Source organism: Desulfosporosinus metallidurans (assembly GCF_001936615.1).
GTDB classification, from domain to species: domain Bacteria; phylum Bacillota; class Desulfitobacteriia; order Desulfitobacteriales; family Desulfitobacteriaceae; genus Desulfosporosinus; species Desulfosporosinus metallidurans.
On the sequence record NZ_MLBF01000077.1, the window covers coordinates 1 to 14,836 of the forward strand.

The following is a 14,836-nucleotide window of genomic DNA, read 5'->3' on the forward strand; positions in this document are numbered from 1 at the left end:
CACGGGGGCGAATGGTATTGAATTTCTCATTGTATAGTTTAAGCAGGATATCAGCTCTGTCCTTATCCTTAAACAGCCATGAGGCAAAGGCTTCCTTGATTTGAGTCTGCTTTGCCCGTGCAATCATGGTCTCATTGGCATTGACCACGTACCGCACCTGGTCCTTGCCGTTTTTGTCCACATAGGGGGCCGGATCGCGCACCGTGGTGGATTGGAGATTGAGGCAATCCTCGAAAATCTGATAAGCATTGACCCGCTTTGTGCCGTAGGTGTTGTTGACCTTGACGGAGGTGGGCTCCCTTGTCTTTCCGTTGACGCGCCAGGTGGTGGTGTATTCCATGTAGTCAACCGTAATTGAATCCCTCAGATAATCCGTAGTGCCAAAGGTTTCGTGCATAAAATGCTGGAAATATTCAAGGGGTATCCAAGGACTTCCGATGCGGAAGTCGATGTCGGAGGGTTCCAGCCATTTGGGCTGCACCGCTTCAAGTGCCTGCACGTTTCTCTCCAACAGTTCGGGATATTCTTCGGCCTTCTGTTTGGCATAGAGCAGCTTATCCCGCACCTGTCCGCTCAGGTATTCCTCGTTCAGTTCCCAGCCTTCATAATAATTGCCGTAGTATTTCTGCGGATTGAGATAGATGCGATCCCCAAGCTCATTGATAAGTTCATCTGCCGATTTGCCCGTCAACTTTTCCATATACGGCAAATCAACCTTCATTTTTTGGTTCAACGATATTTCAAGAGCTTCCTTGGCTGTTTCGGCATGGGTGGGACGGCGATAGGACTTGATGGTGGCCTTATGGAAAATGGGGGCCTTGTTCCATGCTTTTTTATCCTTGCTCTGATCCTCAACGGAACGGAGCAGAGGGAACTGGTCGTCATCGGAGAATACGGCGATGTTGGCCTTGTCATTGATGGCGCCGCACTGTCTTACAAAGCGGTCGTACACCCCGTTCAAGGTTTTCTGCGCCTGCTGCAATTCGTCAGGCGCGTAATCATGGGTCTGAATTCGGATGACTTCCAGCAGCGCCTTTCTGATCTCACACAGGCCCTTAATGCGCTCGGCGCGTTTGCCGGTGTAGTCCTGCGGTATCAGCTTAGTACGCTCGCAGTAGTAAATCTTATCATCCTGCACCACATAGGTATAGTTTTTTGTCCCTTCGGGAGCGTCCAGCTCGCCCGTGTTTTCTTCCCCGGCTTCCTCTATTTCCTCAAAGGACGGGTCTGCTTCGGCGGTAAAGGCGGCGTGCAAATTTCCGATGGCTCTGTCAAGCTCCGCATAAAGGTCCTGGCCTTCGGGAGCAATACAGGCCGTACCATCCTCACGCCCATACATAGTTCTGCTAAACTGCATTTCACCCAATACCATCTCCGTATGGTCGATGAAATACTGGTTCATATTCATGTAATCGGGCTTTCTGGAATTGACGAACACCCAATCGGGCAGGAAATATTTATCTACTGTACGCTGAGACTCCAGCTTTTGAAAGAACAGGATGTCCGCCGTAACCTCCGTCCCTGCCAGGGCCTTAAACGCTGTGTTCGGTAGCCGGATGGCGCCGATCAGGTCGGCTCTGCGGGCAATGTATTCACGGACACTGGTATCTTTTTTATCCATCGTACCTTTACTCGTGATAAAGGCAATGATGCCGCCGGGCTTTACAAGGTCAAGGGATTTGGCAATAAAATAATCATGGATCAGGAAATCCTCGTTATCATATCGCTTATCATAGAGCTTGATGTTGTTAAAGGGGATGTTCCCGATGGCAATGTCAAAGGAGTTGTCCTCAAAACGGGTGGTTTCAAAGCCCTGTACCTGGATATTTGCCGTTTGATAAAGTTGCCTTGCGATCCTGCCTGTGATGCTGTCCAATTCCACGCCATATAGAGGCGTATCCGTATAGACTTCAGGAATTACGGAAAAAAAGTTTCCCGTTCCCATCGCGGGGTCAAGTATTTTCCTGCCCTCGCCGCCTGTAAATCCAAAGTTTTCAAAGGCATTGTAGATATGCCTGATTAGCTCCGGTTCTGTGTAGTAGGCGGTGATAACGGAATTCAAGGCATCTGCGTATTCCTTCTCATCCAGCAGGTGCTTCAATTCGTGGTATTCCTTCTCCCAGCCGCTGGCCGTATCGGAAAAGGCATTGGCAAGACCGCCCCAGCCCACATACCGGGCCAGGACAATCTGTTCATCGGTTGTGGCAAGCCGTTTTTCGCTTTCGATTTTGTTTAGCAGCTTGATGGCTTCCACATTATTTTTGTACTTGGTTTTCACACCGTTTGGATAGAGGGCATAGTCCTCGGAATAGCGGAAATTGATTTTGACAGGACGGGGTTTTGGAATAAGCTCTGCAACTGGCTCGGTTTCTGCCGGGGGTACAGTCTCAAATGTACGAGCGGGTGCGGGGTTTCCGATATACCGTCCCTGATCTGTGAGCCTTTGAATGCCAATAGCTGCCCGAATCCATGTGATTTTGGTTTCGTGCTTTTCTCCTTTATCATCGGTCCAGTCAAACACGACCCCCTTGCTGTCATGGTTTTCAAAGCCGATTCCCTGCTTGCCGACGGTATGTCCGCCAATGCCGTATTCGTTCTTTAACATTTTTTCAAAGGCAGAGCCGGTGGGTTGGGTCATGGCAAAGTCATATATTCGCTGTTTACCTCCGGCGATTAAGCTACCCTCCAGCAGCACATATTCAATCAATTCCGCTTCTCTGTCCTTCGGGGTAGCTTCCATATCGAACAGGTTTATTTGCTGATTGGCTACAGGCTTCGGTACAAAGATGTCTATTTCGTCAAACCTGGGTATATCCTCAATTTGTGTAAAGTCAGTACTGCCGCGGATACTAGGGTCTTCCTCATAACCTGGCTGCTTTTTCGCGGGCTGCGGGGGATAAAAGCCCGTCGCTTCAATATCCTGCCCGGCGTCTTCCTGCGCCGCTTCCATTTCCTCATACTCCGCAACCAGTCTGCTAATGTCCATGAGGGGGGTGGCGAATTCTGTCATGTACTTTTGAATGTCGGACTCTTGCAGAGATTCATATTTACCTGTATTGTAGTTCACCCTTGCCACAACAAAGGTGCCGAAGATGGGCTGGCCGTCTATCATACGGTTGATGGGCGTGGTTTCAAAGTTAGCATCATCGGCGCAGACGGCATCTATGCCGTCCCCGATTTCAAGGGTGGTAATCAAGCCGCCAACTTTTTCCTGAAAAGCTTTGTACCCATTTGGAATGACGGTGAGGTAGGGCTTTTTCTCCGGCTCCACCACCAGGACATTGATCAATGGCTGCGGTTCGTCCTCTGTCTTTTCTAAGGTTTGCGGCACGGGGAAATCGCCAGTTTTGATTAGAGTCTTTATCCTTTTAGCAAGCTCCGTCCAGGACAACCCGACGACATAGTGGTCAATCAGGAATTCAACGCCGTTATCCTCCACAGCACAGGTGACAACGTGATCGTCAATCCGCGTTTCGCGTTCATCCAGGTCCCGAAAATAGTTTGCCATCAGATATTCATCTATTTCATTGTCATTGGCAAGCTCCGCCGCTATTTCACGATGCCAGCCTTTATACACGACTTGCGTATTGCAAAGATAGCTGTCCACACAGGCATACAATTCTTTTTCGCTTGGTTCATCCTTTTCATGGGCGATGGGAGAAGTATTCTCGTCTGCAATGAGCATTTCATCGATCTCATCGGGGATGTTGAAATCTCCGATTTTGTCCGCAAGGCTTTCCTCCTGGATAGGCGCCGGATATTCGCCTTCGTCAATAAGAATTTCAATGATGTGGGCAATGGTATGCCAGGGTATGTGTGTATAGTCGTCCCCGAAAAAAAACGACATCCCGTTCACGCCGCGGTGAGTGGTTTTCAACAGCACATCCGCCTGATATTCCGCGTTGCCATAGTCCTCGTAAATTTTGGACAGGGCGACCGCCTTGTCTTCAAGAAGCATGTCGGTTGCGAAAAGCTCCTGAATTTTTTCATACATTTCAATGGGGTAGAGATCGGTGCTTTTTAAAATGCCTTCGTAATATTCCCGTACCTGTTCATCCGTGTATTCTACATTTATATAGGAAGCTTTTGGTCCGGCCTGCCTCATCGCCTCAACCTGTGTTCCTGGCACAAAAAAAGAGCTGTCCGTCGGCGACTCCTGTTCGCTTTCGGGCGGCTCTGCATTTTGATTATTTGGGGGCGGCGGGCTTACCTCACCTTGAATACGATCTCGTTCAGCACGATTTCCTCCGCTGCCGACCGCAGACTGTTCAGGTGGCGGGTCTTCTCCATGATGTCCTCCGTTTCCGGCATCGGTTCGGCCTCCAGCATCTGCCCAGTGATGTACTCGATTTTCTCCACCGCTTCCTTGTGGACTCTGTGCATTTTCTCCATCAGCGTGCCATCCATTTTCAAAATCATAAACCGCTGTGGATGGTTTTCGTGCAGGTATTCCATCGCCATTCTGCCGTACTTGCCCAGGGGCTGGCTGTCGTCCTCGCTGTTGTTGGAGATTTGAAGGTTCGGGAGCAGCACTCCGTCCTTCTCGGTATAGTTCATCTCGATTTTGCTCATGTGTCATCCTCCTTTCCTGTTCAATGATTCTGATTGTCCGTTCCATTTCCAGAAGTATGCCTTTGGAGATGTCGGTTACGGTGTGTCCGAGCCTTGCGATTAACGGAATGCTATCGAAATGGGCAATGGTCATCATCCCGTCGCCGGTATGGATTTCATCGCCCGCAAGGCTGCATCGCTTGCCAATAAAATAGGTTACGCTGTCTTTGACAATCTCCTGGATTTGACTGAGCAGTCCGTCCTGGGGCAACTGTGAAAACAGGTGGCCTTCAATGTCAAAGTCGAAATCTTGCAGATAATCGTCCAGGCGCTCGGCAACCGCTTCTTCCGCTAATTGCTTCAGGCACTCGGTAAAACCGAAGGATGTAAGATTGTGAGCATAGGAAAGGCGGCTGGTCAGCTCTGTTTTTATCTTATCATCAAGCTGCCAGTTTGTCGGAATGATCTCCCGGCCGTTCGTCTGAGAGATATCGAACAGGTGCTTGATGGTCAGCCTGGCATTGTCATACTCGCAGACCGCCAGTCCTGTCGCGCCTTTATCGATGTATCTGCCGAATTTGTTCCATATCGGTGTGGTGGCAAGCATGGTGACGTTTGGATTTTGCGCGTACACCAGCAGGGCGTTGTCAAAGCTGTATTTATAAAACCGTGCCGCAAAACCGAGATAATCCCGCCATGCGCCCTCGGTTCGGGTAATGTGGGGCGCGATGGTTTCATAGACCGTCCTCAGTCTTTCATCCTTTTTCAAAATTTCACCTCCTCTCAGTTGACAGGCTCGATTTCCACTATATATCCCTTGGTGCGAGCTACGGTTGTCAAGTAGCCGCAGCGGTTGCAGACCAGCGCCAGCTCCCAATTCTCATTTCCTTTTTTGTCGTGGGAGCAGTCGGTGCCGTAGGATACCTCAAAGTCATTGCCTCCACACTTCGCACAGATCAAGACATTTCTTGTCATTTTAAGCCGTCTCCTCTTTGACCTTGCTGGAAAAATACCATTCCAGGGCCTCGTCAACGATTCTTTCGATCTCACTGGCCTTTGTGTCTGCGGGAAAATACTTGGAATAGACCTTGTGCTTGATTTTGACAGGAGGCGGTGTGGTTGACTTCGGCTTTTTATTGACTTCGCCCGAAAGGATCTGATAGGCGGTTTTCTCGTTCAGTTTGCTGCTTTCAGAGTAGCTTCTGAGCATTTCCGCCTTCTTCATATCCACCTTGAATTCATTTTTTGAAAGCACCTTTTCAATATCCTGCTGCTCCGCTTCGGCAATGTAGGAGAGGGCAACGGCAGGGTAGATGCCGAATTCCTCACTATCCACACGTTTCTTTAGGGGTGCAGTCAGTTTGTCCACCCTTAAAAGCCGAGCCACCGTATTTTTGGATAATCCATATTCATCCGCGACTTTTTCCCGGCTCGTTAACTTCTGCCCTATTAGGGCAGAAGTTCCGTTTTCCTTGATATACTGCGGGTTTTCAAGCATTTTAAGCTCTGCAATAATATCATTGCGCTTGCCCTGAGAGAACATTTTTGAGTGCCGCAAAGCAAGTACCGCCGCCTTTTCAGACGACAGCATGTCGGCAAATGAGCGCTGCATGACATTGGTTTCAATGACATACATCCACGCTTCCTCGTCCGACAGGTTTTCCTTGATGACAAAGTCGCCTTCGTCAAGTCCTGCCAGCCTACCGGCGTTCATACGGTTGTGTCCCGCAAGCATTTCATATCTTCCGTTATCCTTGGTGCGGGCAATCATTGGGGTCAGGATACCGTAATTGCTGATGCTTGCAACCATATCATCCAAACGCTCACCGCTGTACAGGCGAAAAGGATGCTTGGGGTATGGGTCCACCTGAGAAAACTTCAAATGGACCACACCGCCTTTTATATTGGTTGCTTGGCTTCCCGGTTCCACTGCCATAAGCAGCTCGTCCATTGATTTAATCCGTTTCGGTGCGGGTCTATCCGGCATATCCACTCAACTCCTTTGCAAATTCCATGTATGCAAGGCCGGCTTTGGATTTTGGGTCGTATTCCATGATGCTCATACCGCAGCGATTAGCTTCACCTACCCTGATGGAGCGGGGAATGGATGTTTTGAAAACTCTCATGCCTCCACGGTATGCTTCTTTTACCTCCGCACTGACTTCCTTATGCAGATTGGTCTGCATGTCGCACATGGTAAAGAGAATACCCTCAAATTCAATTTTAGGGTTAATCCTGCGTTTGATTTTAAGAATGGTTTTGGTTAAGTCTTGAAGTCCTATAGTGGCGTAAAACTCAGGGTTGATTGTAATGAGAACGCTGTCGGCTGCTGAAAGAGCGTTGATTGTCAGCGGGCCAAGGGAGGGATTTGTATCAATGAGAATATAGTCATAGTCTCCACACAAAGGCTCAAGGATGTTGAAAAGTAATTTTTCGCTTCCCATTTCCAGCCGCAGATTGGATTCGACAACCGACAGATGGATATCGTTGGGGATAAAGTCAAACTTCCCACGCCGGTAAACATACTCACTCTTAGGCGGCAGTTTTTCCTCATCCATGGCCATTGTCATTAAGTTTGCTATCGTTGTATGAATTTTCGGGACATCTTCATTTTCATCTTCCAATACAAGAGAAGCCGTTAAGTTCGATTGGGGATCATAATCGACCGCCAAAACTCGATAGCCTAACTCAGCCAGAGTGTAGCTAAGATTGCGGACACTTGTTGTTTTGGATACACCACCTTTCTGATTTGCAACAGTAATTATTTTGCACATTTTTCACCTTTCCTCCTTATCGTTTAAAATTGCTGATTTTTGCCTTTGAAAAAGGCGTAAAAAAATAGGCATAAATCGGTGGAAACCCGCTTGTTTACTGGGTTCTACTGATTTATGCCTATTATAACTCACGCATTTTCAAGAATACCTCTAATGGTGGAGTCCCACCATTTTGTTTTTCCTGCGACTGTCTTTATGCCATCAGCTTCAATTCCTTGGGCAATAGAATCATACCCTTTGCCATCAAGGTATTCCCTATATATTCGCCTAACCAATTTTGCCTGTTCTTCATTTACTATGAGGTTGCCCTCTTTATCTTTGTCGTAGCCTAATAACCTATCTGTATTGCAAATCGCAGCTCCATCCTTAAAGCGTTTTTTAAGTCCCCACTTTGTGTTTTCGGAAATATTGCGGCTCTCCTCCTGAGCAATCGAACTAAGCATGGTTAAAACCAATTCCATTTTAGAATCAAATGAGTATATATTTTCTTTTTCAAAAAATACTTCCACTCCAATATTCTTAAGTTCTCTGACATGCTTTAGGCAGTCTACTGTATTCCTAGCAAATCTTGAGATGGACTTTGTTATTACAAGGTCGATTTTACCGCTTTCGCAGTCCCTAATCATCCGATTAAAGGCAAACCTATGTTTAACATTTGTACCGCTGATTCCTTCATCGGCGTAAACATCAACGAACTCCCAATCTTGATTATCAGTTATTATTTTTTCATACTCACTTACTTGAGCATTATAGCTTTTCATTTGTTCTTCGGAATCTGTACTCACCCTGCAATAAGCACAAACTCTTCTCTTAATCGGCTGATTTTCTTCTCCTTCAAGAACCTGTTTTTGAACTGGCTGTAATACTTGAACCTTTTTGGATGTATTTGTATTCGCCATAATAAATCTCCTTCCTATTATATAGCACTTGGGTACACACACAATATAATTACCGTGGCAATAAGTAAAGTAAAAGAGAGGGTTTTAGGCGCTTTTACGCCCATTACCCCTTAAAAATGATGTTCTGTTCAATCTATCTATTTCATCATACTGCTCGTATGTAATGAACCCCTGTTCTCTCAATTTCTTGAGATAATGAACACTTAGTAAATACTCAACGTTTTGTTGTTTCTCCAAAAACACATTTCCCCTTTCACTCATAAATTTTTATCAAAAAATAAGGGCTCACCTTTCGGCAAGCCCAGCAAATCTTTTTAATATAACCCCTTTAATTGTATGTTCTGAGTAATATATTGACCACTTTGATCGCTTGTTGCTGTTAAGATCAATTTCAGTGTACTCATCAACTTATTTTGGATTTTTACTGAATTGCTATCAAGCACTGTATAAACGTAATTTCCCGAAGGCACTCCGTTAGGATTAAGAGTAAATGTATAAGTGTCATTTGCCCCCAACACACCATTTATGTACTTTTCCATACCGAACAACATAGTTGAACCCTGTAAAATTGTGAACGTAGTGTAATCCTTACTCGTTCCATCTAGGTTTGCCTTATACATTTTGTAGGTTATGACATCAGGTATTTTCTCGGCAATTTCAATGTTCAAGTCCAACCTAACACTAGGGTTGACTGCCATAGACACAGATATAGCAACAAATCCAACGGCCACGCCATGAACAACACCGTCAAGCACAGTGGCAATACTCACATCCGAGCTTTGCCACATAAGCGTTGCTCCTGTATACTCTAACCCATTTTTCAGAACTGTCGGGGTATAGGTGTAATCCATACCGACATTAACTTTACGGTTTCCGTCACTTACATTAATACTCCAAACAGCGATTAAGTTTTTGTTGGCAATTTCATTCCCCATATCATCGTCTGCACCGATTAAATCTTTTTCAGCATGAATGATATTTAGCCCCTTTTGACTACGATCAACACCAACGACCTTCCAGACGTAACCGAGCTTAATGAATCGAATATTGACCTCTATCTTATCGGAAAAAGTATCTGTCGGCAGTGTGACGGTAATTTTACCTGCAACAGTGTCTAAGAATTTACCTCCATCAATCGAAACACTCACAGTTTCCAGAATTGCGTCAAACTCATGCAATACCTCTTCCAACACGGCTTTGACCTTATAATTGCTTCTCCTCATTTTGGCTCGATAAGATTTCTCGCTTTTATCCTCCTGGCTGATCACAAACCACGTTTTATTTTGATAGCTAATGCAATCGCCTGTTTTTAACTCAGTAGCTGTCCTTATGTATTTATCATCATAATAGCTTGGCTTGTCACTAGCATCACTTATGATGGCTGTATTTGACACGCCATTGATCGTTATGCTTTCCCCTTTTTCAAACGCCATGAAATCCCAAAAGTTATCGATTTTATTCAAGTAACTTCACGCTCACATTCGTAAAGCCAGGATTCCAGATAGTCACTCCGTGGTTTAACCTTCATTATTTTATAGAGCTTGTTGTTTAATCTCATATAGGATTGGTCATCTATCTCTGGCACAATATCACAAAAGGCTCGTTTGGTTATTTCAATTTCAATCCCGTCTTCAAAGAGCAGAGATTTCTCATAAGGTTGAACATCAGCATCAATAAGTCCTGTTTCCTGAAAAGTGGCATTTAATAATTGCACCTTTGTATCATTGAACATATTATCCTACCACCCTTATTCTTGGTTTAGGCAATGCCAGCTTTATCGTTTCGGGAATCGCCCCTTCGTAAGCAATGCTTCTTTCACCCTCAGTTTTCTTCAGAAGACCTTCAGCATCCCTATTTTTGTATAGATAGGTGGCATATTCGGCAACCACATTGTCAAGCTCAACCGGAAGTACATCAATATTACAGTAACCAAGAATGATTTCCGTTGCCTTACTGAGAAAATGGTTTAGTAAAGTATCCTGAGATGTATCTGTTGTTTGGATTCCCAGTAAAAGCTTCATAAGTCCCATGATCTATTCCTCCGTTTCTGTTTCTGTTTCTGTTTCTGTTTCTGTTTCTGTTTCTGCATTATGTTCTTTGTCCCAGAGAATTAAGGCTTTGATCAGATCTTCTTTTTTCAGGCCAATACCATTAAAGCCTCGATCTCTAGCCAACTCAGTCATTTCCTTATAGGCCATTGAATCATAAATGCTAGGCTCTCTTTTATCTTCCACTATGGTGTATCCGTTTTCCTGAAACCAAGCAAGAAGGTGGGAAAGATTGCTCTCTCCCACCCCATTCACAAAGTTTACACTAGCAGATATACCGTTATATTGCTTATTATTGCTGTATATCTTCGCCATTGTTCTACCTCCATTTAAACCACTTTGATATTTCTCATGACTCCAGAACTCTTCGTTGCTTTAAGAGCCACAGCAGCAACCATCTCAACTTCACCATTCTTGACTGCTCCAGAGGTTGCAAAGTCAGGTAGCCAAATTTTAACTAAATCTTGATTGGCTAGTGATACAGCATGGAAACCATCTAATGCTAACCTAGCAGCATAAAGATCCGTCAAACCCGTGACTATATCCGTACCGTTAGGTTTTCTAGTATCCATTATGGAAATGACAGGATCATTACTTCCGGCTTTCGCACCAAGATCAACAAGAACAATTCCATCATAAGCATTGACTTTTTTGCCAAAAGCATCTTCACTTTGGGTGAGATATCCTGCTCTTCGAGCCACTGATTTGATTTTGGTTATGAGTTTTGAATTCCCTCCAAGGAACGTCGGTACACCATCTAAGTTGGACAAAAATTCATCAAGCAAATCTAAGAACGCTTTGTAATTTGTGTCCACAGTTGTAGATGTAGAAAGGTCAATATAGGCTCCAGAATTAAATTCGGTGCTTGAACCCGTGATTGCCTTATTCAAACCGTCAAAAGAATTAGCATCCACTGCCGAATCACCGTTGATAATAGTGTCATGGAATAATGCCCTCGCTGCCTTTACCTTCTGTTGTACCTGTAGGTTTACCTCATCCACAAGTCCTCCTGTATTCGCAACGATTCTGTCAATTTGAAATGAACCACCAAAAGGTTTTAATTCAACAGTATATCGATCCTTGGTTACTTCTTGCGGAGAATATTCGCTGTTAATTGCTCTGAATGCCGCAGTCGGTTGTGTGATCAATCTTGTGTAACCATATGTAAGAGTGGCTCCATTTGTCCCAGGGCTTACGGCATCATCAAATGTCATATTGTCCAAAATGAATGAGCTTTTTCGGAATTCATCGATGACCCCTGCTTGAATGGCATCCTGTGTGTTTAGTTTTGCTTGTGCTAATGTAATCATTAATAATCAATCCCCTTTCAATTTTAACCTCTATTTTTTTCGGAATAATAGTTCTTTAAGGCTTCATTTAGATTTTGTGGTTGCTTATTCTGACCGCCATTATTCGGTGGAGTATAGCCATTACTCTTTAGTCTTTCTTCCACAGCCGATTGAACGGAAGTCCCAAAGATTTCTTCGAACCTACCAATATTTGCAACAGTAGCTTCTTCATTATCTGAAATGAACAAATCTACGATCTTATTAATAGGAAGCTTTTTATCGGCAGCAATCGTTAGAGCTTTATTCTTAAGAACTTCCCTCTGTTTCTCAAACTCCATCGTTTCTATTTTGGCATTGAGTTCCCTGAGCTGCTTCTTCTCCTCTGTTTCCTCTGGAAATAATTCATGGATCTTCTTGTCAATTTCCTTTTGTAGATTGTTGGCTTTCCAAGTTTCTAGACCTTTGTTTAGATGCTTATCTCGTTCACTGTCCAGCCATTTCTTGCCGTCCTCATTTTGAGTGAGAAACGTCTGCACCCCTTCAACGCTTACTAGCCCCTGAAGATATGCTTTGACCTCATCACTGCTTTTGTTTTCTTCCAGATACTTCTTGATTTCCTCGAATGTCATATAATTTATCCCCTTTCAATTTGCCCTTCTGACTCATTCAAACCAGAAACGCTTAATTTCTTAAGCAGTTTAACGTCATACCCAGGACAAAATATTATCTCCTTTGATACATAGGACAAAGAACTTCTAAGCATCGAAAAGATTGTTTGCATTCTTGACTGCACCTTGCACATCTTTTGTGATACTCAATTTCTCCCTTTGCATTGAGCCAATAACCCAGATCCTCCTTCTCAATTTTGCTTAATCTTGCCACCAAATTTCCACCTCCAACCCCCTCTCAAAACGGGCAAATTAAATTTAAAATAAAAAGCCACAAACCTGCTTACAGCAACAGGCTCATGGCAATTTGCTTGAAAACAAAATCCAAATAAACGGCTTGTTTTGAGCATAAAAAAACAGTAGTGGTATATTTACCCTACTTCGTAAATCTACAAGCTTATAATGCCATTTAGAGTATTACTTGATTTGAAACTGGTGTAGGATTATTTATTGTATCCATTTTGCTGTGCTCTTCATTATACTTATCTATCTCGATTTTAGGATTTTCAACAAACGGCAATAGAGTGAGCAATGTTTCCTGCGAACATATATCCTTAATTTTTACAATGACATCCGCAAGTCCTACCATATCTGTCGGCAGATTCCTTGTAAACTTTACAGCAACATCCCTGTAGTCGTAGAATTGGCCTTCCTTTTTCAGCAGATATACAAACAGATTTTTCAGCCTTTGCTTGATCACCTTTTCCATAAAAGCTTCTCGCATAGCCACTCGGTTCTCAAGATTAAGGAGTTTATTGCGAAGTGCTAAAGATGACGTGTTACTGGCCCAGCTCTCATTGAAATTGACCTCATCCATCATGTCATATATTTTTCGTTCTATATTATCCAGTTCATTCTTCACAAACGAGTCATTGATCTCCTTCGTGAGCCAGGAAACCTTGCCCCCTGAAGGCACTTGAATAATTCCCATTGACTTCATTTTGAGTAAATCTTCTTCCTCAATTTTGGCATTTTCAATCACTAGGTAAGCATTGCGGTGATCAGCGATTTCATTAACCAAATCTGAATTCAGAGCGTTGTAAGCATCAAAGAGGGAAATGACATCTTGAAAGCCACTTATCTTTTCATGATTGGCGGAACATACAGTCACAGGCACTCTGCCGAAAATATGTTCATGGCTGCCAATCAGGTTGAGAGATGATTTATTGCTGTTACTCCCTAATTCATAATGTAAGATCTCGTTGGCAGTATACACATCCAGATATTTTTTATCATCGAATTTCTTAGTGAAGGTATGTAATGCCAATACCACATTTCTCTCGGCAGATCCATCTTCTAGTACATAGGAATTCAAAGGGGTCAGTATTGTTGCTGAAAACTCACCATCAGTATTTACATAGTTAAGTTCATAAGCTTCACCGTAGATTTCCGATTGCTTCCGCAGATTGATATTATGTTCTTTATCCCAATGGCTGGTGTTTTTATCAATAGCCGCTATAATTGCTGAATCATCTGACTTGGAAATATAATTGACTGGCTTTCCAAGAATATATCCTGTTTCATTATCCACGAACTTCCTTGGAAAGTTGAATACCAGTCTCATATTGCTCCGGCTATCCTGCATCTGGTAGCTTTTTAGGATTGAATGGTTGCCTTCGTAGTAGTCCTTATATTTCTGCTTTGCCAGAGCATTTTTGTTGAGTTCATTGAGGCATTCTAATATTAAGTTTTGGTTTATATCCAAGACGTCACATCCTTTTTAAAAATGGGCATAAAAAAAGCCCATACCTTTTTGGTACAGGCTAAGCGTTACCTATAAGCTAACACAGGGGGATATTTCAATTAAGCGGTTTTTCCTTATATTGATCAATCCAATATTCATAATATGGATTATCCCATGTTGTCCCATCATAAAACTCAGCACTTTTTACACATGCCAACGCTTTTGAAATCCCGTGTGATTCATCAAGTGAAAATCCATTATTTTGACCAAATGTACCTCCTGCAACAATGTTAACATCTGTTGCATTACCCACAAACTCATAGTCACCACCAGAATAATTATATTGAGTTTTTATTTTTAACGGATAACCATTCTTGTCATATCCCAAACAACCAATTTTCAAGGCTTTTATCGTTTTCTGAGATGAATTCTTCATAATCACTTGAATCATATCAGGATAAAGAGATTTGTATGTTGAATCCTGAACCACAATTTTAGCACTCTCAACAGTAACCAGTTGTTCAGCAACTAATTTTTGTCCTAATTGTTTTTCATAACCGGATAACTTGACGGCTAAGTCACTATCGTTTGGTATTAATAAAGCAGCCTCTTTAAGTAACGTAATAGATTTAGCATAATCTTTAGCATTTGCGCTATCTTCGGCGTTTTTCAGAACCTGGTCCTTATACTGTTTCACATTATTTGTTATCTGCTCTTTTGCTTTTTCATAGTTCTGATCATCTGGTATGACATTTTTGTATTCTTTAATGGCATTTACCAGATCTTTGTTCTTTAGAAATCCCTCTGCTTTATTGAAAGCAATTCTTGAATTATTAAGGCTATTAATTTTATCTAGAGCACTACTCACATCACTTGATGCCAAATGGGTATTACTGATTGTTTCTAGTCTAGTTTTAGCGGTA

17 protein-coding genes are annotated in these 14,836 nt (G+C 43.3%); 2 read left to right on the plus strand and 15 right to left on the minus strand.

All coding sequences use genetic code 11. From position 1 onward, the window contains the following. Together DSOL_RS29270 and DSOL_RS29275 are read right to left on the minus strand one after the other, a co-directional pair. A partial coding sequence (locus tag DSOL_RS29270; protein ID WP_345788424.1) for a DUF3846 domain-containing protein occupies positions 1–4,105 on the minus strand: 4,105 nt, incomplete at its 3' end. A 101-nt stretch (positions 4,106–4,206) separates the two neighbouring features. Continuing rightward, positions 4,207–4,572: a TnpV protein gene (locus DSOL_RS29275; protein WP_075367235.1), complete on the minus strand. Its 366-nt coding sequence runs from the start codon at positions 4,570–4,572 to the stop codon at positions 4,207–4,209. A gap of 118 nt (positions 4,573–4,690) precedes the next feature. On the opposite strand from DSOL_RS29275, the gene DSOL_RS29280 reads away from it, so the two are divergent. Both DSOL_RS29280 and DSOL_RS29285 read left to right on the plus strand, forming a co-directional pair. Continuing rightward, positions 4,691–4,828: a hypothetical protein gene (locus DSOL_RS29280; protein WP_235838979.1), complete on the plus strand. Its 138-nt coding sequence runs from the start codon at positions 4,691–4,693 to the stop codon at positions 4,826–4,828. Between the two features lie 78 nt (positions 4,829–4,906). Continuing rightward, on the plus strand, positions 4,907–5,395 hold the full coding sequence (locus DSOL_RS29285) for a hypothetical protein (protein ID WP_235838980.1): 489 nt from the start codon (positions 4,907–4,909) through the stop codon (positions 5,393–5,395). Here the strand turns inward: DSOL_RS29285 and DSOL_RS28220 are convergent. The 13 genes from DSOL_RS28220 to DSOL_RS28225 all read right to left on the minus strand — a co-directional run. Beyond that, a complete protein-coding gene (locus DSOL_RS28220; protein ID WP_083642988.1) occupies positions 5,335–5,526 on the minus strand; it encodes a hypothetical protein in 192 nt (63 codons plus the stop codon). The genes DSOL_RS29285 and DSOL_RS28220 overlap by 61 nt on opposite strands. A 1-nt stretch (position 5,527) precedes the next feature. After that, positions 5,528–6,538: a ParB N-terminal domain-containing protein gene (locus tag DSOL_RS23860; RefSeq protein WP_075367237.1), complete on the minus strand. Its 1,011-nt coding sequence runs from the start codon at positions 6,536–6,538 to the stop codon at positions 5,528–5,530. Then, complete coding sequence (locus DSOL_RS23865; RefSeq protein WP_075367238.1) at positions 6,528–7,325, minus strand: ParA family protein; 798 nt, start codon at positions 7,323–7,325, stop codon at positions 6,528–6,530. The genes DSOL_RS23860 and DSOL_RS23865 overlap by 11 nt, the downstream gene beginning before the upstream one ends. Positions 7,326–7,453: 128 nt before the next feature. Continuing rightward, on the minus strand, positions 7,454–8,224 hold the full coding sequence (locus DSOL_RS23870; RefSeq protein WP_235838981.1) for a recombinase family protein: 771 nt from the start codon (positions 8,222–8,224) through the stop codon (positions 7,454–7,456). Positions 8,225–8,308: 84 nt separating this feature from the next. Then, positions 8,309–8,485, minus strand: coding sequence for an SHOCT domain-containing protein (locus tag DSOL_RS30245; RefSeq protein WP_427854453.1), 177 nt, complete (start codon positions 8,483–8,485; stop codon positions 8,309–8,311). A 53-nt stretch (positions 8,486–8,538) separates the two neighbouring features. Further along, positions 8,539–9,687, minus strand: a complete 1,149-nt coding sequence (locus DSOL_RS23875; protein ID WP_075367239.1) for a hypothetical protein — start codon at positions 9,685–9,687, stop codon at positions 8,539–8,541. Further along, positions 9,684–9,956: a hypothetical protein gene (locus DSOL_RS23880; protein WP_075367240.1), complete on the minus strand. Its 273-nt coding sequence runs from the start codon at positions 9,954–9,956 to the stop codon at positions 9,684–9,686. The genes DSOL_RS23875 and DSOL_RS23880 overlap by 4 nt, the downstream gene beginning before the upstream one ends. A 1-nt stretch (position 9,957) precedes the next feature. After that, complete coding sequence (locus DSOL_RS23885; RefSeq protein WP_075367241.1) at positions 9,958–10,254, minus strand: phage head-tail connector protein; 297 nt, start codon at positions 10,252–10,254, stop codon at positions 9,958–9,960. 3 nt (positions 10,255–10,257) lie between these two features. Then, entirely contained in the window at positions 10,258–10,587 is a 330-nt protein-coding gene (locus DSOL_RS23890) for a hypothetical protein (protein ID WP_075367242.1), read from the minus strand. Positions 10,588–10,601: 14 nt separating this feature from the next. After that, entirely contained in the window at positions 10,602–11,582 is a 981-nt protein-coding gene (locus DSOL_RS23895) for a major capsid protein (RefSeq protein ID WP_075367243.1), read from the minus strand. A gap of 23 nt (positions 11,583–11,605) precedes the next feature. Next, entirely contained in the window at positions 11,606–12,190 is a 585-nt protein-coding gene (locus tag DSOL_RS23900; protein ID WP_075367244.1) for a DUF4355 domain-containing protein, read from the minus strand. 448 nt (positions 12,191–12,638) lie between these two features. Next, complete coding sequence (locus DSOL_RS23905) at positions 12,639–13,934, minus strand: phage portal protein (protein WP_075367245.1); 1,296 nt, start codon at positions 13,932–13,934, stop codon at positions 12,639–12,641. A 94-nt stretch (positions 13,935–14,028) separates the two neighbouring features. After that, on the minus strand, positions 14,029–14,836 hold an 808-nt coding region (locus tag DSOL_RS28225; protein ID WP_170871604.1), incomplete at its 5' end, for a DUF5780 domain-containing protein.

What these genes read in the sequence shown, in the direction of transcription:
- DSOL_RS23885 (WP_075367241.1), bottom strand. Translation starts at nt 10,254, where the DNA reads ATGGGACTTATGAAGCTTTTACTGGGAATCCAAACAACAGATACATCT.
- DSOL_RS23890 (WP_075367242.1), bottom strand. Translation starts at nt 10,587, where the DNA reads ATGGCGAAGATATACAGCAATAATAAGCAATATAACGGTATATCTGCT.
- DSOL_RS23900 (WP_075367244.1), bottom strand. Translation starts at nt 12,190, where the DNA reads ATGACATTCGAGGAAATCAAGAAGTATCTGGAAGAAAACAAAAGCAGT.
- DSOL_RS30245 (WP_427854453.1), bottom strand. Translation starts at nt 8,485, where the DNA reads ATGAGTGAAAGGGGAAATGTGTTTTTGGAGAAACAACAAAACGTTGAG.
- DSOL_RS23870 (WP_235838981.1), bottom strand. Translation starts at nt 8,224, where the DNA reads ATGGCGAATACAAATACATCCAAAAAGGTTCAAGTATTACAGCCAGTT.
- DSOL_RS29275 (WP_075367235.1), bottom strand. Translation starts at nt 4,572, where the DNA reads ATGAGCAAAATCGAGATGAACTATACCGAGAAGGACGGAGTGCTGCTC.
- DSOL_RS23880 (WP_075367240.1), bottom strand. Translation starts at nt 9,956, where the DNA reads ATGTTCAATGATACAAAGGTGCAATTATTAAATGCCACTTTTCAGGAA.
- DSOL_RS29280 (WP_235838979.1), top strand. Translation starts at nt 4,691, where the DNA reads ATGGGCAATGGTCATCATCCCGTCGCCGGTATGGATTTCATCGCCCGC.
- DSOL_RS23895 (WP_075367243.1), bottom strand. Translation starts at nt 11,582, where the DNA reads ATGATTACATTAGCACAAGCAAAACTAAACACACAGGATGCCATTCAA.
- DSOL_RS23860 (WP_075367237.1), bottom strand. Translation starts at nt 6,538, where the DNA reads ATGCCGGATAGACCCGCACCGAAACGGATTAAATCAATGGACGAGCTG.
- DSOL_RS23865 (WP_075367238.1), bottom strand. Translation starts at nt 7,325, where the DNA reads ATGTGCAAAATAATTACTGTTGCAAATCAGAAAGGTGGTGTATCCAAA.
- DSOL_RS28220 (WP_083642988.1), bottom strand. Translation starts at nt 5,526, where the DNA reads ATGACAAGAAATGTCTTGATCTGTGCGAAGTGTGGAGGCAATGACTTT.